Source organism: Bacillus sp. 0209A (genome assembly GCF_036765095.1).
GTDB lineage: Bacteria > Bacillota > Bacilli > Bacillales > Bacillaceae > Bacillus > Bacillus subtilis_G.
This window is the reverse complement of sequence record NZ_JBAIZV010000002.1, coordinates 524,463-546,503: the sequence shown is the minus strand read 5'-3', so window position 1 is coordinate 546,503 and position 22,041 is coordinate 524,463. Positions and strand designations below refer to the sequence as shown.

At 44.3% G+C, this 22,041-nt stretch carries 22 protein-coding genes; 13 read left to right on the top strand and 9 right to left on the bottom strand.

The genetic code is table 11. The features are described from left to right. Entirely contained in the window at window positions 1-951 is a 951-nt protein-coding gene (gene manA / locus V6D44_RS08025; RefSeq protein ID WP_087991726.1) for a mannose-6-phosphate isomerase, class I, read from the bottom strand. A 263-nt stretch (window positions 952-1,214) separates the two neighbouring features. Between manA and V6D44_RS08020 the strand changes: the two genes are divergently transcribed. Genes V6D44_RS08020 through V6D44_RS08010 form a run of 3 tightly spaced genes read left to right on the top strand, consistent with a single transcriptional unit; the run spans window position 1,215 to window position 4,899 of the window. Then, window positions 1,215-2,666, top strand: coding sequence for a spore germination protein (locus tag V6D44_RS08020; protein ID WP_087991727.1), 1,452 nt, complete (start codon window positions 1,215-1,217; stop codon window positions 2,664-2,666). Between the two features lie 5 nt (window positions 2,667-2,671). After that, entirely contained in the window at window positions 2,672-3,778 is a 1,107-nt protein-coding gene (locus V6D44_RS08015) for a spore germination protein (protein ID WP_087991728.1), read from the top strand. Then, entirely contained in the window at window positions 3,775-4,899 is a 1,125-nt protein-coding gene (locus V6D44_RS08010) for a Ger(x)C family spore germination protein (RefSeq protein WP_087991729.1), read from the top strand. The genes V6D44_RS08015 and V6D44_RS08010 overlap by 4 nt, the downstream gene beginning before the upstream one ends. Before the next feature lie 36 nt (window positions 4,900-4,935). On the opposite strand, the gene V6D44_RS08005 is transcribed toward V6D44_RS08010, so the two are convergent. After that, window positions 4,936-6,318, bottom strand: coding sequence for a sugar porter family MFS transporter (locus V6D44_RS08005; protein ID WP_301272163.1), 1,383 nt, complete (start codon window positions 6,316-6,318; stop codon window positions 4,936-4,938). A gap of 324 nt (window positions 6,319-6,642) precedes the next feature. On the opposite strand from V6D44_RS08005, the gene V6D44_RS08000 reads away from it, so the two are divergent. Together V6D44_RS08000 and ywtE are read left to right on the top strand one after the other, a co-directional pair. After that, window positions 6,643-7,611 (top strand): LCP family protein, encoded by a 969-nt coding sequence (locus tag V6D44_RS08000; RefSeq protein WP_087991731.1) that lies wholly within the window; start codon window positions 6,643-6,645, stop codon window positions 7,609-7,611. Window positions 7,612-7,766: 155 nt separating this feature from the next. Next, window positions 7,767-8,627, top strand: coding sequence for a 5-amino-6-(5-phospho-D-ribitylamino)uracil phosphatase YwtE (gene ywtE, locus V6D44_RS07995; RefSeq protein ID WP_087991732.1), 861 nt, complete (start codon window positions 7,767-7,769; stop codon window positions 8,625-8,627). A 36-nt stretch (window positions 8,628-8,663) separates the two neighbouring features. Here ywtE and V6D44_RS07990 read toward each other — a convergent pair whose 3' ends face one another. The 5 genes from V6D44_RS07990 to pgsB form a co-directional block, all read right to left on the bottom strand. Further along, window positions 8,664-9,905 carry a C40 family peptidase gene (locus tag V6D44_RS07990; protein WP_253268612.1) on the bottom strand — a complete coding sequence of 414 codons (1,242 nt, stop codon included), beginning with the start codon at window positions 9,903-9,905 and terminating at the stop codon, window positions 8,664-8,666. A gap of 140 nt (window positions 9,906-10,045) precedes the next feature. Continuing rightward, on the bottom strand, window positions 10,046-10,213 hold the full coding sequence (edmS, locus tag V6D44_RS07985; RefSeq protein ID WP_087991733.1) for an extrachromosomal elements maintenance protein EdmS: 168 nt from the start codon (window positions 10,211-10,213) through the stop codon (window positions 10,046-10,048). A 14-nt stretch (window positions 10,214-10,227) separates the two neighbouring features. Next, window positions 10,228-11,370, bottom strand: a complete 1,143-nt coding sequence (gene pgsA, locus V6D44_RS07980) for a capsular polyglutamate synthetase PgsA (protein WP_202327943.1) — start codon at window positions 11,368-11,370, stop codon at window positions 10,228-10,230. Window positions 11,371-11,388: 18 nt separating this feature from the next. Next, a complete protein-coding gene (gene pgsC, locus V6D44_RS07975; RefSeq protein WP_003227889.1) occupies window positions 11,389-11,838 on the bottom strand; it encodes a poly-gamma-glutamate biosynthesis protein PgsC in 450 nt (149 codons plus the stop codon). Between the two features lie 14 nt (window positions 11,839-11,852). Then, window positions 11,853-13,034 carry a poly-gamma-glutamate synthase PgsB gene (pgsB, locus tag V6D44_RS07970; protein WP_087991735.1) on the bottom strand — a complete coding sequence of 394 codons (1,182 nt, stop codon included), beginning with the start codon at window positions 13,032-13,034 and terminating at the stop codon, window positions 11,853-11,855. A 782-nt stretch (window positions 13,035-13,816) separates the two neighbouring features. Between pgsB and V6D44_RS07965 the strand changes: the two genes are divergently transcribed. From V6D44_RS07965 to V6D44_RS07930, 8 genes are all read left to right on the top strand, one after another. Next, window positions 13,817-14,806: a LacI family DNA-binding transcriptional regulator gene (locus tag V6D44_RS07965; protein ID WP_202327942.1), complete on the top strand. Its 990-nt coding sequence runs from the start codon at window positions 13,817-13,819 to the stop codon at window positions 14,804-14,806. Then, window positions 14,799-15,677: a ribokinase gene (gene rbsK / locus V6D44_RS07960; RefSeq protein ID WP_087991737.1), complete on the top strand. Its 879-nt coding sequence runs from the start codon at window positions 14,799-14,801 to the stop codon at window positions 15,675-15,677. The genes V6D44_RS07965 and rbsK overlap by 8 nt, the downstream gene beginning before the upstream one ends. Further along, on the top strand, window positions 15,674-16,069 hold the full coding sequence (gene rbsD / locus V6D44_RS07955) for a D-ribose pyranase (RefSeq protein WP_087991738.1): 396 nt from the start codon (window positions 15,674-15,676) through the stop codon (window positions 16,067-16,069). Before rbsK ends, rbsD begins: the two co-directional genes overlap by 4 nt. Window positions 16,070-16,084: 15 nt before the next feature. After that, entirely contained in the window at window positions 16,085-17,566 is a 1,482-nt protein-coding gene (gene rbsA, locus V6D44_RS07950; protein WP_202327941.1) for a ribose ABC transporter ATP-binding protein RbsA, read from the top strand. A gap of 1 nt (window position 17,567) precedes the next feature. Then, a complete protein-coding gene (gene rbsC / locus V6D44_RS07945) occupies window positions 17,568-18,536 on the top strand; it encodes a ribose ABC transporter permease RbsC (RefSeq protein ID WP_087991740.1) in 969 nt (322 codons plus the stop codon). A 13-nt stretch (window positions 18,537-18,549) separates the two neighbouring features. After that, window positions 18,550-19,467, top strand: coding sequence for a ribose ABC transporter substrate-binding protein RbsB (rbsB, locus tag V6D44_RS07940; RefSeq protein ID WP_087991741.1), 918 nt, complete (start codon window positions 18,550-18,552; stop codon window positions 19,465-19,467). A 108-nt stretch (window positions 19,468-19,575) separates the two neighbouring features. After that, on the top strand, window positions 19,576-20,112 hold the full coding sequence (locus V6D44_RS07935; RefSeq protein ID WP_087991742.1) for an SH3 domain-containing protein: 537 nt from the start codon (window positions 19,576-19,578) through the stop codon (window positions 20,110-20,112). A gap of 166 nt (window positions 20,113-20,278) precedes the next feature. Beyond that, window positions 20,279-20,578: a DUF3892 domain-containing protein gene (locus tag V6D44_RS07930; RefSeq protein ID WP_202327939.1), complete on the top strand. Its 300-nt coding sequence runs from the start codon at window positions 20,279-20,281 to the stop codon at window positions 20,576-20,578. A 40-nt stretch (window positions 20,579-20,618) separates the two neighbouring features. Here V6D44_RS07930 and V6D44_RS07925 read toward each other — a convergent pair whose 3' ends face one another. Together V6D44_RS07925 and budA are read right to left on the bottom strand one after the other, a co-directional pair. Further along, window positions 20,619-21,146 (bottom strand): NAD(P)H-dependent oxidoreductase, encoded by a 528-nt coding sequence (locus V6D44_RS07925; RefSeq protein WP_148962585.1) that lies wholly within the window; start codon window positions 21,144-21,146, stop codon window positions 20,619-20,621. Between the two features lie 98 nt (window positions 21,147-21,244). Further along, on the bottom strand, window positions 21,245-22,012 hold the full coding sequence (budA, locus tag V6D44_RS07920) for an acetolactate decarboxylase (RefSeq protein ID WP_202327938.1): 768 nt from the start codon (window positions 22,010-22,012) through the stop codon (window positions 21,245-21,247). Between the last annotated feature and the right edge of the window lie 29 nt (window positions 22,013-22,041).

The window sequence follows — 22,041 nt, the reverse complement described above, 5'->3', positions numbered from 1 at the left end:
TTACATATGAGACACGATCAGTGTACAAGTTCCTTTAATCGTAAAATCGGGCATTTGAGCGGGCAAGATCAAGTGATTGCCTTTTTTGAGCGGACATGTTTCGTCTTCATACATCAGTGAACCGCTTCCTTCAATCACGCTGCAAAGCAAGAAGGCTTCATCCTGAGACAGCTCAGCCTCGCCATTTATGTCCCATTTATATACCGAAAAATATTCCCCTTGGACAAACGTTTTAATGGTAATTCCTTTTCTTGATTCGGTCGATTCATCTATATACCCGTCCACGTGAGGAACTGTGGCCGCATTGACCGCTTTGGCAAAATGAAGCTCTCTCTGACTCCCGTTGTGATCAAGCCGGTCATAGTCGTACACCCGGTATGTGGCATCTGAATTTTGCTGTGTTTCTAACACCAGTGCCCCTTTACACAATGCGTGCAGCGTTCCGCTCGGCACATAATAGAAATCACCAGGTTTAATTTTGATTCTTCGCAGCAGGCCTTCCCAGTCACCGCTGTTGATCATTGTGACAAGTTCTGTTTTTGAGCGGGCTGTATGCCCATAAATAATCTCCGCGTTTTCTTTACAGTCAATGATGTACCAGCATTCCGTCTTGCCGAGTTCTCCCTCTTCGTTTTCTCCGGCATAATAATCATCAGGGTGAACTTTTATCGACATATCTTCCTTCACGTCCAGGAGTTTTGTCAGAAGCGGAAATCGGTCCCCCGCCACGCCGCCGAATACTTCACGGTGCTCTTCCCAAAGCTCGATCAATGTCTTTCCTCTATACGGGCCATTCACTACAGTGCTCGGTCCTTTTGGATGACCGGAAATGGCCCAGCATTCCCCCGTCGTTTCGGAAGGAATACCGTATCCAAATATATCTCGTAAAGCGGTGCCGCCCCAGATTTTTTCTTTAAAAACAGGCGTTAGAAAAATCGGTGATTGCGTCATGATCCGTACCCCTCCCCTGTAAATAGCTGATCATTATTTTCCCGGTGCGCCCCCCTTACAAACGCCCGTATAAGCTGTCTTATTCCTAAGACAACATATGTATAAAGCATCATCTTTTGACAACCCCTTTAAGAAAACGCTTCCTTTATATTATATCACGTCGAAAAGAAGCTTTGTTTCAGCCTTTTCCTTGAGAAGAATAATTCTCCTTTTTTGATACAAATTAATAAAAACCGTCAATCTGTTTACGAAGGAGAAAAACTATGCACATCGACTCTGATCTCCAGAACAACTTAGATGCATTAAAAAAAAAATGGGGACAAAACGACGATATGATGTTTTATTCATTTGCTTTTGGAGACAGCAGACGGAAGGCGTGTTTACTGTATATTGACGGTCTGACAGAGAATAAAATGCTGGCGCAATACGTCATTTCTCCTTTACAAAGAGAGGCGTTAGCCCATAAGGAAGGCTCGATTGAAGACTTATCCGCCTTTTTTTTCGGTTTTCACCATAGCGTTGTCTCTGAAATGAAAGAAATAGAACAGCTCGTTTTTACAGGGCATGCCGTTTTGCTCGCTGATGGCTATCGCGAAGGATTAGCTTTTGACACGAAAACATTAAAAACACGCAGTCTTGAAGAGCCCTCCTCCGAAATCGTGGAACGCGGTGCGAAAATAGGATTTATTGAAAAGCTGCGGACAAACACAGCGCTTTTGCGTGAACGGACAAGTGATCCTAACCTCGTCATAAAGGAAATGATACTCGGAAAAAGGACGAAAAAGAAAATCGCTGTCGCTTATATTCAAGATATTGCTCCTGATTATGTCGTCAAGGAAGTGTTTAAAAGGCTGAACTCAGTCAAAATCGATGATCTGCCGGAATCGGGTACACTTGAACAGCTGATTGAAGATGAACCGTTTTCGATCTTTCCCACGATATTAAGCACTGAACGGCCTGATCGGACAGAAGCTTCTCTATTAGAAGGACGGGTAGCCATATTGGTAGATGGCACCCCGTTCGCTTTGATTGTGCCGGCTACGGTTGATGAATTCATTCATTCGCCCGATGATTACAGCCAGCGCTGGATTCCGATGTCACTTATACGCCTTCTTCGGTATTCCAGCGTTCTGATCACCATTTATTTGCCCGGTCTGTATATTTCTCTCGTTTCTTTCCACACTGGGCTGTTGCCGACCCGAATGGCGATCTCCATTGCAGGCAGCAGGCTTAATGTGCCATTCCCGCCTTTTGTAGAAGCTTTTTTTATGATCTTTACGATCGAGCTGATCAGAGAAGCCGGGTTGAGACTGCCAAAGCCGATCGGTCAGACCATTGGCCTTATCGGCGGAGTTGTCATCGGACAGGCGGCTGTTCAGGCGCAAATTGTCAGCGCCCTTATGGTCATTGTCGTTTCTGTCACAGCACTGGCGTCTTTTACCGTTCCTTCATACGCCTATAACTTTCCCCTGCGGCTGATACGCATTGCTGCAATGATAAGTGCAGCAGTACTTGGTATGTATGGCGTCGTTATGGTTTTCCTGTTTGTGATCGGCCACTTGATGCGCCTGAAAAGCTTCGGGCAAGATTACATCATTCCGATCATGGCACAGCCCGGACAGGATTTGAAGGACACCGTCATCCGTATTCCCACGAAGTTTTTTAAAAGAAGACCGACACGAAACGATCCCGAAGATAACATCAGACAAAGGTGATGGCTATGAAAAAATCAGAGCATAAACTGACTTTTATGCAGACGCTTATTATGATAAGCAGCACACTGATCGGTGCCGGGGTCCTAACCCTTCCCCGCTCAGCTGCTGAAACCGGCAGTCCAAGCGGATGGATTATGATCCTGCTGCAGGGCGTTATTTTTATTATGATCGCTCTGCTTTTTTTGCCTTTCCTTCAAAAAAACAGCGGAAAAACTCTTTTCAAGCTCAACAGCATCACGGCTGGAAAATTCATCGGCCCACTATTGAATTTGTTTATCTGTCTATATTTCATGGGAGTTGTTTGCTATCAAGCACGGATTTTGGGAGAGGTCGTCGGATTCTTTCTGTTGAAAAATACGCCAATGTCAGTTGTCGTTTTTATATTTCTCGCAGTTGCCATCTATCATGTGGGCGGAGGCGTTTATCCCATTGCAAAGGTATACGCTTATATTTTTCCTATGACTCTTATTATTTTTATGATGCTCCTGTTGTTCAGCTTTCGCTTATTTCAGCTTGATTTTCTCCGGCCTGTTTTTGAAGGAGGCTATCAAAGTTTTTTCTCTTTATTCCCAAAGACGCTTTTATATTTCTCAGGATTTGAAATCATATTTTATCTCGTCCCTTTTATGAGAGATCCGAAGCAAGCGAAAAAGGCTGTTGCTTTGGGCATCGCGACTTCCACAGTGTTTTACAGCATTACGTTGTTCATTGTGATTGGCTGTATGACTGTGGCAGAGGCAAAAACAGTGACTTGGCCGACCATTTCCCTCATTCACGCATTAGAGGTTCCGGGTATTTTTATTGAACGATTCGATCTGTTTTTACAGCTGACCTGGACAGCCCAGCAATTTGCCTGTATGCTCGGGTCCTTCAAAGGCGCCCATATTGGATTAACAGAAATTTTTCATCTAAAAAATAAAAACAATCCATGGCTCTTGGCTGCAATGCTGGCTGGGACGTTTTTCGTAACGATGTATCCCAAGGACCTGAATGAGGTATTTTATTATGGAACACTTCTCGGATATGTATTTTTATTTGTGATTGCAATCCCATTCTTTACCTGGTTTTTAAGCTGGGTACAGAAAAAACTGGGGAGGGGGCAGCTTGGATGAAGATCATAACAAAACTCGCAGTTATGTTTCTGATGCTGCAGGTTCTCTCGGGATGTTGGGATGTCAAAAATATTGAGAAATTATCCTTCGCAAGAGGACTGGCAATCGATGAGACAGATGATCATCAGTATAAATTAACATACCAAAACCTTCTTCCCCAAAGTGAAGACAGCCAAGCATCCGGAAAACCCGAATTTGTTCATGTGACATCCCACGGGAAAACCATTCTGGAAGCAGTCAGTGATGTATCTGTCAAGGACCCTCCTATTTATAGCGATCATTTAAAAGTGATTCTTTTGGGAGAAAAACTGATGAGGAATCAAAACATAGATCAAGTCTTTAACCATTTTATTCGGGATGACGAGCTGCGGCGCAGCAGCTTTTTGATGGCAGCCAGAGGGAAAGCGGCTGATATCTTTACAAAAGGAAGCCCCAGCCAGCAGCAGCCGATGCCCACCGAAAAACTGATTGATTTGACAACTCATAGAGGATATAACGGTAAGATTATGAGGCCGCTTCGCATCGGCAGGGCTTCTATCTATTGCCAAAATGGCTACAGCTTTCTCATTCAAGCCGTGAAAAACCAAAAGGGAAAAGCAACGTATGACGGGGCGGGCATTATCAAAAGCGGGAGCAATAAACTCGTTGGATTTCTTTCACCAAATGAAACACAAACGCTGACATGGGTCGTGGGGACGATCCAAGGAGGCGTGATGCCGACGACAGATAAAGGACATCCGATTACGTTTGAGATTAAAAAGTCAAAAACGAAAATTAAGCCGTCCATTGAAAACGGAAAACCTGTCTTTCGAATTTCTGTCAAAACAAAGGGCTTCTTGACAGAAGACCAAAATCCGAATGAAAACTCCTTTAGTAAGAGCTATTTGAGCAGGCTGGAGAACATTTTTGAGAAAAAGCTTGAACGCGATATAAAGAAGGTCATGGATAAACTGCAGCATGATTATAAAACCGATCCGGTCTTTTTATCCGAACACATTCGGGTTCAATACCCAGAATATTGGCATAAAGTAAAAGGACATTGGGATGACCTATTTTCAGAGGCTGATTTCACATACGATATTTCTTTCAAAATCATTAACTTCGGCACAGTAGGAAAGTGAGCAATCAAAAGGGTGCGCATGATCGCGCACCCTTTTTTATGTTGTTTCGGTCGTCTGCTGTTTCCCAGCCGATCCCCCCTGTCCGTTTTTATCCCGTAAATCCTGCTCAATTTCTTCAAGGCTTTTCCCCTTCGTCTCTGTCACTTTAAACCGGACAAACAAGAACGCCATGATGCCGATCGCGGCATAGATCAGGAATAAATAACTGATGCCGATTGCCTCCATTAATATTGGATAGGTTAGTGAAACAATCAGTGTCCCAACGTGCAGCATCAAGGTCGATACCCCAGTGCCGATTCCTCTGACATGGAGCGGAAACAATTCAGGAAGCATCACCCAGACAACCGGTCCCCAGCTGACCGCAAAAACAACGATGAACACGCCTAAGCAAATGACTGTCGTCCATGAGGCAGCCGCGGTGTTATCGAAAAAGAGATTCACCAGAGCGAGAACGATCAAGCTGATCACCATCCCGGCATTCCCGAATAACAATAGCGGCTTTCTCCCGATCTTGTCGATAATTTTTATCGCTACTAATGTCATGAGCACATTAACTGTGCCGATTCCGACCGTTCCTAAAATCGAAGCGGAGTTTCCAAATCCGACGTTTGTAAAGGTCTTTGGCGCATAATAGATGATCGTATTCGTTCCGATAAATTGCTGTAAAAACGCCAGTCCCAAGCCGGCAATCAGGGCGGGGCGAACCCATGGATCGAACAGCTCCTTCAGACCGCCTTCATCCTGCTTTTCCGCCTCTTGAATATCATGTATTTCCTGATCAATATCTTTTGTGCCACGCAATTTTTCAAGAATCTTTTTCGCTTTGCCTTCTTCGCCATTCGTAAACAGCCAGCGCGGGCTCTCCGGCATGAACAAAATGCCAATAAGCAGGAGCAGAGACGGCACAGCAGCCAATCCAAGCATCCAGCGCCACGCTTCGGCATCAGCAAATATGTAATTGACAATGTAAGAAAGCAGAATGCCGACCGTGATCATCAGCTGATTCAGCGATGACAGCGCCCCCCGCTTATGCTTTGGCGCCAGTTCAGATAAATAGAGCGGCACGATCGTCGTCGAAGTCCCCACTGCAAGTCCTAATATAATGCGAAACAGCACCATGACTCCCGTATTCGGGGCGAGTGCCACACCCAGACCGCCTATACAAAATAGCAGCGCGGCCGCCATAATCGCTTTTTTTCTTCCGAAACGGTCGGTCAGCTTACCGGCCGTTCCTGAACCTAATATCGCCCCAACCAATAAAGAGCTGACAACAAGTCCTTCTGTAAACGCATTCAATCCTAAATCCTTTTTCATAAATAAAATAGCGCCGGAAATCACTCCGGTGTCATAACCGTATAACGCGCCTCCAAGAGCGCCGAAAAAATAAAGCCATATATTCGACTGCTTTTTCATAACAATGACTCCCTTTCTCCATTCAGCTTCAATGACATTGTTGCGAAGTTTATTAGAAATCTTTTAGCCTCTTTTTCCGGCCATTAAACCTTTTCGTTCTTGCAGCCCCTAAGTTTCCAATCATTTACTTGCATTTTTTTCAACGTCACCGAAACATTTTATCTGCTAGAGCGTCCAATATAAGGTGATTCATCACATTTAAAATATCAACTTTCAAGAACAGGAACTTATAAATATAGGAATATTTATCGAAAAATGTCTTTTGAAGAGTTGTCCCATGGCAAAATAAATGGTACTCTTCAAATATTAAAGAAACGAGAGGGTATTGATATGGAAGAACGAACGCACCGCAGAAAGAAAAAGAGACGACTTAGAAAATGGGTGAAAATCGTTGCCGGTTTGATGGCTTTTCTAGTCATTGCGGCAGGATCTGTCGGCGCCTATGCTTATGTCAAGCTGAGCAATGCTTCTAAAGAAGCTCATGTCAGCCTTGCGCGCGGAGAACAATCAGTAAAACGGATTAAAGAATTTAATCCCGGAAAAGATTCTTTCTCTGTATTGCTCTTGGGAATTGATGCCAGAGAAGAAAACGGCGAGACTGTCGACCAGGCAAGAAGTGACGCGAATGTTCTGGTTACATTTAACCGGAAAGAAAAAACAGCTAAAATGCTGAGCATTCCGCGTGACGCCTATGTAAATATCCCAGGCCATGGCTATGATAAGTTTACACATGCTCATGCCTACGGCGGCGTTGACCTCACTGTGAAAACAGTTGAGGAGATGCTGGATATTCCCGTCGATTATGTCGTCGAAAGCAATTTCACAGCTTTTGAAGACGTCGTGAACCAGCTGAATGGCGTCAAAGTAACAGTAAAAAGCGATAAAGTCATTAAGCAAATCAAAAAAGATACAAAGGGAAAAGTCGTTCTTCAAGAGGGAACTCATACGCTTGATGGAGAAGAAGCACTCGCTTACGTAAGAACACGTAAAGCGGACAGTGATCTTTTGCGGGGACAAAGACAAATGGAAGTGCTGAGCGCTATTTTGGAAAAGTCAAAATCACTGAGCTCAATCCCGGCTTATGATGACATTGTGGATACGATGGGGAAAAATCTGAAAATGAACTTATCACTTAAAGATGCCATCGGCCTGTTCCCGTTTCTCACTTCATTGAAATCGGTTGATTCTATTCAGCTGACGGGTTATGATTATAAACCTGCCGGAGTATATTATTTAAAATTGAATCAGCAAAAACTGCAGGAAGTCAAAGAAGAGCTGCAAAACGATTTAGGTGTATAAAAAACGGGATGGCGTAATTGCCATCCCGTTTTTTACATATTTCCTTGTTGAAAATTTTCAAAGTAACGTTTAGCCTGATAGATATGGTTAATGTTTCGCAGGAAAGCTGAACATACTACTCGAAGCAGCTTCATTTTTAAGGAGGTACCCTACATATGAAATGTATTGCGATTGATTTAGACGGAACATTACTGAATAAGGAAAGCGTCATTTCTGCTGAAAACAGAGCGGCGATCAAGCGGGCCATTGATGCCGGCATCCTCGTCACCATTTGCACGGGAAGAGCAACGTTTGATGTAAAAGCGCTGCTGGAAGATCTGGATATCCCTATCATTGCGGCAAATGGCGGTACGGTTCATGACAAAGGCTACCGCCTGATCAGCCGGACATTAATGGATCAGGAGGCCGGTAAGGCTATCGCTGATTACTTACTGTCGAAAAACATTTACTTTGAGGTATATACAGATGACCATCTGCTTTCTCCTTTTGATGGCGAGGATAAGCTGCATGCGGAGCTTGATATTCTAAAGAGCGCAAATCCAAGCGAAAAGACCGATGAATTGTGGCAAGGAGCCATGACTCAGTTCAAGCAGTTTGGCATTAAACGGATCCCTCATATTGAATCGGTTTTTGACGGCAGCGAAAACATTTATAAGCTTCTTTGCTTCTCCTTTGATATGGACAAGCTGAAACAAGCGAAGGAAGAGCTGAAGCATCATAAAAAACTGGCACAAACCTCTTCTGGAAAACATATTATCGAAATCCTGCCGGCCTCTTCTGGAAAAGGACGCGCGCTGACAGAGCTGGCTAAAATATACGGAATTGAAACACAGGATATCTATGCGATCGGCGACAGTCCGAACGATTTGTCCATGTTTGAAGTCGCCGGACACCGTATCGCTATGGAAAACGCGATCGATGAATTAAAAGAAAAAAGCACCTTCGTCACAAAAAGCAATGACGAAAATGGTGTGGCTTACTTTATTGACCAGCTTCTTTCCGGCCAATACGCATAAAGAAAAGACTCCAGAGATTCTGGAGTCTTTGTCCTTTTATTGCACCCGTATGCTTCCCGCATATTTATCTTTCCAATACGTGCTCGTGTTCATATTGGTGATGGTCACGCCGTTTGATAATGTGACATGAACAACTTGTCCGTTTCCGATATAGATGGCGGGATTTAAGCTTGTTGATTGGAAGAACACAATGTCTCCCGGTTTCAGATCCGCCTTCTCAATCATACTTCCGGCTTTGAACTGGCTTGTTGCGTATCGAGGCAGGGAAATACCGGCTGCTTTCTGATATACATACTGGACAAATCCGGCTGTATCAAATCCTGTCTCTGGAGAAACTCCGCCCTTTTTGTAGGGAACTTCTCCGACATAAAGCGTTGCCTCGGACACAATCGGATTTTCTTTCGTGATTGCCAGATTGTCAAATCGGCGAATGCCTGTCATCTTCGATATCCAATAATCCTCTGACAAGTAGGAAATGGTTACTTTTTCTGACCGGCTTGCCTGAATAAATCTTCCTCTGCCAGCATAAATGCCTGCATGTGAAATTCCCGTTTTATACGTATTGCTGAAATAGACGACATCACCCGGCTGTATGTTCTGAGGGGCTACCTTCTCGCCCACTGCCCACTGCTGTTCGGCTGATCGCGGCAGATAAATGCCGAGTGCCTGTTGAAACACATATTGCACGAGTCCTGAGCAATCAAAGCCCTCTGACGGTGTGCTTCCGCCAAATACATATGGAATGCCGATATATTTCTCGGCCTCCTGAACAACAGGGACATCAGCAGTTGCCGGATCGGCTGCGATTCGTTTCGCCCCGATATAAGATCCGCTCCAATAGCTGCTCGTTTTGTAATTGGTGATGATAACCCCTTTTGATTGCGTACTGTGAATCATTTGGCCGTCTCCAATGTAAAGAGCAACGTGTGTCGGAGCAGTCCCGCTGCTTCCCTCTTTCTTGAAAAACAAAACATCGCCCGGCTGCAGATTTTCCGGTTTTACGGCCGTTCCGACTTTATACTGGTCGTTCACAGATCTCGGCAGATGAATATCAGCCTTACTGAAAACATATTGAATCAATCCCGAAGGATCGAATCCCTCTTCCGGCGTTTCACCGCCGTATTTATACTGATATCCAAGCAGTTTTTTCGCTTCGCTGATCATCAGTTCAGATGACGTATCAGCCTCCGCAATCCCCGCTTTTGTGATAATTGAACCCAAAAAACAAATGATAACCGCCACAAGCAAAAACTTCTTCCAGTTTGCCAGTGTGTTCACTTTTATTATCTCCTCCTCTTTTTGCAGTTTTATCATCGGTAATTTTTTCAATATGTTAAGAGACTTTTTGATATTTTTACAGAATGAATATGCTGGGCAAATAAAAAGAGAATGCCTCATGAGACACTCTCTTTTTTGAATTATTTATTGGCGTTTGCCGGTTCTTCCTGCTGTTGGATTTTGTGCATTTCCGTATCAATTTTCTGCTTTTCCTGATCTGTCAGATGATCATTGAATTTAAACGCTGACATAAACATGAATACGATAGCTACGGCAACAAACGGCCAGATAACTTTGACAAATTTCATTTTTATCACTCCTATTATTTAGATTTTAGTTTGTCGCTATGATCAACATCAAACGTCAATTTTCCATCTTCTACTTTCCATGCGAAATTAGAATCTTTCGTGAGTTCGCGAATAATCGTTTTTTGTTTAAGGCTTCCTTTTTTCACCGGCGCAGGCGTCGCTTCATGGATATCAATCGGCATCACTTCAAATCGGCCTGTTCCGTTTTTCTTCAGGTGATACTGAACCAATGCGCTGTCTCTCGTTCTCGTCCAGCCCTGATCAAAGACAAAGTTTCCGAGGCTGTAGAAAATCACGGTTCCGTTATAAACTTCTATCGGTTCTAGGACGTGCGGGTGATGTCCTACAATGATATCAGCTCCCGCATCAGACATAGCTCTTGCAAGCTGGCGCTGACGGTCGTTTGGATCGTTGTCATACTCTTGTCCCCAGTGTGACTGCACAACAACGATGTCTGCATGTTTTTTCGCTTCTGAAATCATAGGGATAAAGATTTCAGGATCTGCGGGCAGTACGCCCGGCGTATTCTTTTTAGCCGCGAAGCCTTTTCCAGACACGTCGGTAAAGCCAAGCGTCGCAATGGTTACTCCATTGACTTCCTGGTACGAGATATTCTTCTTCGCATCGCTAAAGCTGTATCCCGCTCCAACGATATCAAGGTTTTGCTTCGCAAATTCTCCTAGTGTATCTTTCATGCCCTGAGCGCCGTAATCCATTGCGTGGTTGTTTGCGCTGTTGAGAACCGTAAAGTTCATATCCTTCAAGACTTTCACTGATTCCCTATTCGTCTGCAAATGAATTTCTTTTTCTGCTTGTTTATAATTCTTTTCATAGGTTACCGGATTTTCAAAGTTTCCGGCTACATAATCAGAGGCTTTAAAGAGCGGTTCAACATACTGAAAAATACTGTCTGCCCCTTTTTGATCCGTTACTTTTTCAACATAGCGCCCCATCATAATATCCCCGACAAATGAGGCTGTGAGAACGTCGTCAGAATACGTTTTGACTTTCGGCGTTTCTGCTTTTCCCGCCCACATAAACGCGAACATAAGTACAAAAACGATCGGAATGGCAATAAATACGTGCTTATTGGTTTTCTTTTTTTGCTGTTTTGTCAGCTTCAGCAGCTTTTCATGAAAGCTCAGTTCTTTTTTCATCGTTTGACACACCTTACATTAAATTAAGTAGTAAACAAACATGATAGCAAAGGTCGCTCCGCTCAATAGCAGCGTGCTTCCGAACGTAATCGTTAATCCTTGTTTCTGAATGGTATTGGCAATTAAACCTGGCACGATGATGCCGATTCCTCGAAATTCCGCGATTTCAAATGGTACAATCGGGTATAGAAAATCAAACGCGATTTTCAGGACGATCCCTGTTATCAGCATGGCAGCGAATTTTCTGCGTCCGTACAAAATCATAAATTTCGATAAACCGTATTTCACAATCACATAAGTGAGCAGGCTCACTAGCAAAACAAGTAATATAAAGACCGGCTGATTAAACACAAGTCCTAAATATCCCGGTACAACAAGTCCTGCCGGCACAATCCCTGTTTTTTCCGCAAAAATTAAACTGAGTAGTACACCTAAAATGAGTGCGATGTATAAATCTGATCCGAACATGTCTGCATTTCCTCCTAGCTTACGAGCTGCTTAACCTTGTATTCGTGGATTTTTTCAATTAAAGGCTCTGCGGCGCCATGAATATTGCCGACGCCATATATGACACGGTTGTGCATTCTTTTCTTTAACAATTCCATAATTTCTTCTGTAGACTTGTACTCTAAATCATGCAATTTGTCTGCAGGAATTTTGCCTTCTTCATAGGCTTTTACGATTGGCTCTGTTGTTTCACCGATTAAGATCAGTTCACTTGCTTCAATATAAGGCAATACGTCATTTGCGAATTGCTGTGTCCGATCGACACGGTCTGCCCGGCAGTTCATAATAATGATTGGATCATCAGTTGGGTAACCGATTTCTTTTACACGTTTCCATATATTCAAAGTAGAAGAAGCGTCGTTTGCGGCAAACCCATTAACAAAGTGCCCAGGCTTGCTCGGACTGATCAGCGGGAGAATTCTCATTGCTCCCGGATCTGGCGGCGCATTCAGCATTCCTTTAAACGCTGTTTCTTCGTCAATGCCGAGTGCTTGAGCCACACCCAGTGCCAGTGAAGCATTATCAGGAAATACCATGTATTCAAATTTACGCAAATATTCATCTGTAATTTTTGAGTTATCAGCAATGATGACTTTTGTGTTTCGTTCTTTTGCTTTTTGTTTAAAGAACTCGGTATATTCACTATCTGTAATGACAAGATGGCCATTATAAGGAATAGTAGCAGTAAACGCTTCCGCAATTTCATCGAGCGTTGGCCCCATGACATCCATATGGTCTTCTAAAACGTTGACAATCACGCCGATATTGGCTTGCAGCAGTTCGTCCTGAAAGATAATCTGATAATCCGGGTTAACCGCCATGCATTCACTGACAATAGCGTTGGCCCCTCTTTCTACTGTTTCTTTCATGACTTCTTTTTGTTCACCGATATTCGGCCCCTGAGGTTTCCGTTTGATCGGCTTTTCCTCCGGAGTATCCCAGTAAATCATTCTTGCGTCCGTTCCTGTCGTTTTCCCGACAGTTTTGTAACCGGCTTCTATTAATATTCCGGTTGTCAGCCTTGTCACAGTGGACTTTCCTCTGATGCCGTTAATATTCACTCGAACAGGGAGGGCATCAATGTTTTTCTGATGTCGTCGTTTTTCTAATATTCCGATGACCAGTATGACAGCACAGGCTATAATGAGTAACCACATTGCTTTTCGACATCTCCTTCTATATTGTTGTAAATTCATTCATCAGTATATAGAATCACTATGAATTCTCAATCGGCATTATGTAGCATAATCTTCCCTAACCCACTAAGCCAAACTTCTCTTTTGAAAGAGATTTTGTACCTACAAACTGCTTTCTAAATTTGGAAAACGGCAGGACTTACATCTTATCTCTTTTTTTAAAAATCAAAAGGAATGCGCTTTCATTTTCCTCCTGATATCCTTATGGACGTATAGTCACCCCCCGCTGTTCGCATTTAATATGTATTTCAAATCAATCTTTTTTTCAGCGTGTGATATCAAGCTTTTCCTGTTATCATGCGTATTTCCGGTTCTTATGAACACAAAATGGTTTTATTCTATTTCTTAAGGATAAGGCCATCATGTCATCCTTTCTGCATGGAAGAGGCAATATGAGGCCTATTCCAAAAAGACTATTGGGGTCATCAATGAAAATGTTAAATATACGGGTCTGAATTCTCTAACATTATTAAACATTTTCTGGGCGGATAGTCTATTCTCTTTCTTCTCATTTACAGGTCTAAACGCATGACTTTGAAACATTTTTAATAAAACTTAATATTTGTTCAAGAAAACTTCATCCAGATTTGTGAAGACTTTGTCAAAAAAAGAGTGAAAACCTTAAATTTCACAATTATATATACAATTTACAATAGATTTCTTTTGATATTTTTATTGCCAACCTCGGACGGCTCATGATAATCTATCTATGTAAACGGTTACACAAACAAGGAGGAGCTGTTTTGGCTACAATTAAAGATGTTGCCGGAGCGGCGGGCGTTTCTGTTGCAACGGTTTCCCGCGTCCTAAATGACAGCGGCTATGTACACGAAGAAACGCGAACGCGTGTCATAGCGGCGATGGAGCGGCTGAACTATTACCCAAATGAAGTCGCCCGATCTCTTTACAAAAGAGAATCCCGGCTGATCGGGCTTTTGCTCCCGGATATCACAAACCCTTTCTTCCCCCAGCTTGCCCGCGGTGCTGAGGATGAATTGAACGGGGAAGGCTATCGCCTTATTTTCGGTAACAGTGACGAGGAATTGAAAAAAGAACTTGAGTACCTTCAAACCTTTAAGCAAAATCATGTCGCAGGCATTATTGCCGCAACGAATTACCCGGACCTTGAGGAATACAACGGCATGAATCACCCAGTCGTTTTTCTGGACAGAACACCTGAAGGCGCTCCTTCTGTGTCCAGTGACGGCCGCACTGGGGGAAAATTAGCGGCCGAAGCCATCATTCACGGAAAAAGCCAGCGCATTACGCTCTTGAGAGGCCCCGCTCACCTGCCGACCGCTCAAGATCGCTTTCACGGCGCTTTAGAGATCTTAAATCAGGCTGCAGTTGATTTTCAGGTCATCGAGACGGCTTCATTTTCTTTCAAGGATGCGCAATCGATGGCGAAGGAGCTGTTTGCCGCTTATCCAGAGACAGACGGTGTGATAGCGAGTAATGATATTCAAGCCGCTGCGGTTTTACATGAAGCTTTGCGGCGCGGAAGAAAGGTGCCGGAGGATATTCAAATTATCGGCTATGATGACATTCCGCAAAGCGAGCTGCTGTTCCCGCCCCTGTCTACAATTAAACAGCCCGCATATGATATGGGAAAAGAAGCGGCCAAACTGCTTTTGCGTATCATCAAAAAACAGCCCCTGACAGAAACGGCAATTCAAATGTCCGTCACCTATATAAGAAGAAAGACGACAAGAAAGGAAGATCACGATGCGTAATATTTGTGTAATTGGTAGCTGTTCTATGGATTTAGTGGTCACCTCGGACAAACGCCCAAAAGCCGGTGAAACAGTACTTGGCACGTCGTTTCAGACTGTGCCGGGCGGTAAAGGAGCCAATCAGGCCGTTGCTGCTGCCAGACTTGGGGCTCACGTGTTTATGGTCGGTAAGGTCGGAGATGATCATTATGGCACAGCCATTTTGGATAATTTAAAAGCAAACGGCGTTCGCACCGACTATATGGAACCGGTTACACACAAAGATAGCGGAACCGCCCACATAGTGCTTGCCGAAGGTGATAACAGCATTGTTGTCGTCAAAGGTGCGAATGATGATATCACTCCATCGTATGCGATAGACGCCCTTGAACAAATTGAAGCTGATATGGTCCTGATTCAGCAGGAAATCCCCGAGGAAACAGTTGATGAGGTGTGCAGATACTGCCATTCTCTCGATATCCCGATTATGCTCAATCCCGCACCGTCCCGACCGCTGAGACAGGAAACAATTGACCACGCCACCTATCTCACGCCAAATGAACACGAGGCGTCAATATTATTCCCCGGGCTTACCGTTTCTGAAGCCTTGGCGCTGTATCCGGCAAAGCTCTTTATTACGGAAGGAAAACAGGGCGTCCGTTATTCAGCCGGAAGTAAAGAACGGCTTATCCCTTCCTTCCCCGTTGAGCCCGTTGATACAACCGGAGCCGGTGATACGTTTAACGCAGCCTTCGCCGTGGCTCTGGCAGAGGGAAAAGACATTGAAGCCGCATTGCGGTTTGCCAATCGCGCCGCTTCCCTTTCTGTCTGTTCCTTCGGTGCCCAAGGCGGAATGCCGACAAGAAAAGAAGTAGAGGAGCTGTTGTCATGAAAAAACACGGAATACTGAACAGCCATCTTGCCAAGCTTTTAGCCGACCTTGGCCACACTGATAAAATTGTCATTGCAGATGCGGGGCTGCCTGTTCCTGACGGCGTTTTGAAAATTGATCTTTCACTGAAGCCGGGTCTTCCGGCTTTTCAAGATACCGCGACGGTGCTCGCAGAAGAAATGGCGGTCGAAAAAGTCATTGCTGCATCTGAAATAAAAACTGCTAATCAGGAGAATGCCAGATTTCTAGAGAACCTTTTTTCTGAACAGGAGATTGAATACCTTTCTCACGAGGAATTTAAGCAGCTGACAAAAGAAGCAAAAGCCATTATAAGAACAGGCGAATTCACACCATATGCCAACTGCATCCTGCAGGCGGGTGTGCTTTTCTAGAAAGGAGGATGGAACATGCAGATTGAAATGAAAGACATTCATAAAGCATTCGGAAAAAACCAAGTACTGTCAGGCGTTTCCTTTCAGCTCGTGCCTGGCGAGGTTCACGCATTAATGGGAGAGAACGGCGCCGGCAAGTCCACGCTTATGAACATTCTGACAGGCCTGCATAGATCGGATCAAGGGCAAATCCGCATAAACGGAAACGAAATGTATTTTTCCAATCCGAAAGAAGCGGAACAGCATGGAATAGCCTTTATCCATCAGGAATTGAATATCTGGCCGGAAATGACCGTTCTTGAGAATTTATTTATCGGGAAAGAGATAGCCTCCAAGCTGGGCGTTTTACAAACAAGAAAAATGAAAGCGCTAGCAAAAGAGCAATTTGACAAACTGTCTGTCTCTCTTTCTCTTGATCAAGAAGCTGGCGAGTGTTCCGTCGGACAGCAGCAAATGGTCGAAATCGCAAAAGCGCTCATGACAAATGCCGAGGTGATCATTATGGATGAGCCTACCGCTGCTTTGACGGAACGGGAAATCAGCAAACTCTTTGAGGTCATTACAGCGTTAAAAAAGAACGGCGTATCCATCGTATACATTTCACATCGCATGGAAGAAATCTTTGCGATTTGCGACAGAATCACCATCATGCGTGACGGAAAAACGGTAGATACAACAAACATCTCTGAAACCGATTTTGATGAAGTCGTCAAAAAAATGGTTGGACGCGAGCTGACTGAACGATATCCAAAACGGGCTCCTTCACTCGGTGACAATATATTCGAGGTGAAAAACGCCTCCGTAAAAGGACGTTTTGAAGATGTCAGCTTTTATGTTCGTTCCGGTGAGATCGTCGGTATTTCCGGATTGATGGGGGCCGGCCGGACAGAAATCATGAGAGCGCTATTCGGCGTTGACAGGCTGGACTCGGGTGAGATATGGATCGCTGGAAAAAAGACGGTCATTAAGAACCCGCAGGATGCGGTGAAAAAAGGGCTCGGCTTTATTACAGAGAACCGCAAAGATGAAGGGCTGCTGCTCGACACTTCAATTCGCGAGAATATCGCCCTGCCCAATCTGTCCAGTTTTTCTCCTAAAGGCCTCATTGATCACAAGCGGGAAGCTGAATTTGTCGATCTTTTAATCAAACGCCTGACCATCAAAACGGCATCACCGGAAACGCACGCACGTCATTTATCAGGAGGCAACCAGCAAAAAGTTGTGATTGCCAAGTGGATCGGGATCGGACCGAAAGTGCTCATCTTGGATGAGCCGACCAGAGGTGTGGATGTTGGCGCGAAACGGGAGATTTATTCGCTGATGAATGAGCTGACTGAGCGCGGCGTCGCCATCATTATGGTGTCATCAGAGCTGCCGGAAATTCTCGGGATGAGCGATCGCGTTATCGTTGTCCATGAAGGCAGAATAAGCGGAGAAATCGACGCGCAGGAAGCAACACAAGAACGAATTATGACACTTGCCACGGGAGGGCGGTAATATGAAAATGGAACAGCTGCAAACAGAACAAAAACGGATTCACTTCGACGGAGTCATGCAAAAACTCGGCCCGTTTCTCGGTTTATTTATTCTCGTTATCATTGTATCTATTTTAAATCCCAGCTTTCTTGAACCGCTGAATATTTTAAACCTGCTTCGCCAGGTCGCCATTAACGGATTAATCGCGTTCGGCATGACTTTTGTGATTTTAACAGGCGGCATTGATCTTTCTGTCGGCGCTATTCTTGCCCTGTCCAGCGCTTTAGTCGCAGGGATGATTGTATCCGGTGTCGATCCGGTTCTTGCGATCATTCTCGGCTGTATCATTGGTGCCGTACTCGGCATGATCAACGGACTATTGATCACAAAAGGAAAAATGGCGCCCTTTATCGCCACGCTTGCGACCATGACTGTGTTTCGCGGGCTGACGCTTGTGTATACAGACGGAAACCCGATAACCGGACTTGGCACAAACTACGCTTTTCAGCTGTTCGGACGCGGTTATTTTTTAGGCATCCCTGTACCGGCCATTACAATGGTTCTCGCCTTTGTCATCCTTTGGGTTCTTCTTCATAAAACACCGTTCGGACGCCGAACGTACGCAATTGGAGGCAATGAAAAAGCCGCGCTCATTTCGGGCATTAAAGTAACACGCGTGAAAGTACTGATCTATTCATTAGCCGGGCTTTTATCCGCCCTTGCCGGCGCCATATTGACCTCCCGTCTGCATTCAGCACAGCCGACTGCCGGAGAATCGTATGAACTGGATGCAATCGCGGCGGTCGTCTTAGGCGGGACCAGCCTCTCCGGCGGCCGCGGGCGCATTATCGGCACATTCATCGGAGTGCTGATTATCGGCACACTGAATAACGGGCTCAACCTGCTTGGTGTCTCATCGTTTTATCAGCTGGTTGTCAAAGGGATTGTCATCTTAATTGCGGTATTATTAGACCGCAAGAAGTCAGCATAGGAGGGTTTTTTATATGAAAAAGGCTGTATCCGTCATTTTAACGTTATCATTGTTTTTATTAACTGCCTGTTCGCTTGAACCTCCCCATTGGGCAAAGCCGGCAAACTCGGGGAACAAAAAGGAATTCACCATCGGTTTATCCGTCTCAACGCTTAATAATCCCTTTTTTGTCTCATTAAAAAAGGGCATCGAAAAAGAAGCTGAAAAACGGGAAATGAAAATCATCATTGTCGATGCACAAAATGATTCATCGAAACAGACGAGTGATGTGGAAGATTTAATTCAGCAAGGTGTCGATGCATTGTTAATCAATCCGACTGATTCTTCGGCGATCTCAACGGCAGTAGAATATGCAAATTCAGTCGATGTACCCGTCGTAACAATCGATCGTTCCGCGGAACAAGGAAAAGTAGAAACCCTCGTTGCTTCCGATAATGTAAAAGGCGGTGAAATGGCCGCGGAATTTATCGCCGACAAGCTTGGAAAAGGTGCAAAGGTGGCAGAACTTGAAGGCGTGCCCGGCGCTTCTGCCACGCGGGAACGCGGTTCAGGATTTCATAACATTGCAGATCAAAAGCTCGACATTGTCACAAAACAATCAGCTGACTTTGACCGCACCAAAGGCCTGACTGTCATGGAAAACCTGCTGCAGGGACATCCGGAAATCCAAGCTGTTTTTGCTCACAATGATGAAATGGCGCTCGGGGCTCTCGAGGCAATTAACAGCTCGGGAAAAGATATTGTAGTGATCGGTTTTGACGGCAATAAAGATGCACTCGCTTCGATTAAAGATGGAAAGCTCTCAGCCACTGTCGCTCAGCAGCCTGACTTGATCGGTAAACTGGCTACAGAAGCGGCAGATGATATTTTACACGGAAAAAAGGTGGAAAAAATGATATCCGCGCCTCTCAAACTTGAAACACAAAAATAATTGCCGCGGACCAGATCTTTATCTGGTCCTTTTTCATGTTTAGGAATCTGTGAAAACGTGAATAGCGAAATAGAATGAATTATTTCTCTACGTGAGGAGAGGAACGAAATGAACAAAACGACAAAAGTATTATCAACTCTCGCACTTGCAGCTGGAATGACTGCGGCTTCTGCAGGGGGCGCAAGCACGATCCATGCACAACAGCCAGAAACAACTGTAAGCATTGATGATTTATACAGCTATCCGATTGATTCTTATTTGGTGTCAACAGAGGCTCTAAATGTCAGAACGAAGCCTTCCGCATCAAGCCATAAAGCAGCCATACTGCACTTGGGCGACAGCTTAAAGCTGATTTCCTTCGCAAACGCTGACTGGGCAAAGGTTCATTATAAAAACGGCAAAACAGGCTTTGTTTCCACTCATTACATTGTAAAAGCAGCTACAACAGTAAAAACGGAAACAAAAACGAAAGTATATACATCCGCTGAAGGAAAAAGCATCAAGACTCTTCCGGCAGACACAAGCGTTTCTTTTTTAGGGTGGAGTAAAACGAAAAAAGGCGGTTTTGATTTTAATTGGGTATTCGTTGATTACGGCGGTGCGACAGGCTATATGAAAACAAAGGATTTACACATGACAAAATAACTGAAAGGGATTCCGTTTTTCATGCGGAATCCCTTTTTTCTTCGCAGATCAAGGATAGATTTGTCACATTCCCAAGATATTTCTCAGGAAATATTGTCGTATGCCGTATCGAAATCATACATGATCACCGGTATTTTTGTTCACGCTAAAAGATGGAGGTGTAAGTATGGATCAATTTAAAGCAGCATATGAAACGTATAAAGACCGGCAAACAACCGCGGAGCAGCAAGCTGTTCCATCTGGAAAAGAAGAAATTATTGCAGTCAGAAGAAATGAGGAAGACAATATAATCGCAGTAAAAACGAACACAGGAAGAGAGCTCGACTATCCCTCTGCACTGTCAGAAGCAAAAGCGGGAAAAAAACTCGCTCATGTTGATGTTTTCCATAAATACGGACGAGACATATTGCGAAGTGAACCGGACGGTATAAGAGAAAACAACCTGTCCGAGCTGCCGGATTTTTAATTTTAAAAGAGCCCTGTCGCACGCTGGACAGGGCTTTCTTTTAAGCAAAAGGCTGCTGGATGTATTCGGCTAACCGTTTTGCACTGAGGGAAATATCCTCTCCGTTTGCATATTTCACGCCATAGAACACATATGGCGGCAGATATTTCATGCCGATTAGATTGCTTGTGGCCTGAAACGGTTTCAATAGCTCACTGATTGAGTAATGATTTGCTCCGCCCGCTTGATATTTTTCCGCTTCGCTCCCCGTTGATACAGCTAGCATCAGCTCTTTGCCATGCAGGGCTTTTCCTTCTGAACCAAAGGCCCAGCCGAAAGTCAGCACAAGATCCTGCCATTTTTTTAAGAGCGGCGGAGAGCTGTACCAATAAAGCGGAAATTGGAAGACAATCCGATCGTATTCCTCGCACATCTGCTGCTCCTTCGCAACATCTATCGCTTCATCCGGGTATTCCTTATAAAGCTCCCGTACTGTGATATTGTCATGTTTACTCAATTCCTCTGCCCATGCCTTATTAACAACCGAGGTTTCCATATGAGGATGAACTGCCAAAACCAATATTTTCATTAGACCACACCTTTACCGTTTTGACGTTATTTTATCTAAAATCAGGAAAAGAGCCAAATAAAAAGAAAGCCCTGTACAAAGAGGCTTTCTTTTTTCTGTTATTCCGGGCTTCCTTCAGTTGTTTCAATATCTTTAGCAAAATCAGGGTTATCCAGATTCGCATTAAAGAAATCCGCTGTATTCGGAAGTCTCAGGTTCATGTTCATTTTTTGTGAAATCGTAACCGTGCAATCCTCAAGCACATAGTCAAAAACGTGTCCGCCTGAATTTCGTCCTTCGTCAATGAAGTGCAGGTGATAGCCAGAAACGGCGATTCCATTTGCATAAGCTGGTGTCAGGAAACCTACGATTGTTCCTCTTACATTGTCGAAGTTGAAAATCGGCTGTGTTTTGACCGCTTCAACCATCGGCACGTAAGGTTTTTCTTGCAATTCTACCGTTCTTGTCTGCACTTTTTTAAACAATCCGTCAATGCGGATCGCATAAAATAAGTTTTTGCTTGGCAGAATGCTGTTGATCTCTTTTTCAAATTCTTCACGTGTCATTTTCGCATCAATTTTGTGCGTTATGTCCGGTGTAAAGAACGTAAATGAACAGAACGGAGAACGGTCCCCGTTTTGGACCGGTGTCGCAGTTCCGTCTGAACGGAGACGGTAAAATTCGCCGTCAAACCCAATCAGCTCTCCGTCAAGCTTGTTAAAGGTTCCGATACCGAAGTCTCCGTATTTTGGGATCTCTGACAGTTCAAAATCCCCGTCATATACCCCGTCTAATAGAGAAGTCATTGTTGATACTTGATAAATCTGGCTCACAGGCTGCTCTTTTTGGCCGCGGCTGAGCACTTGTATGTTGCTTTCGCGTTTCATAATTCCCTTCACTCCTTTTGTTTAGTGCT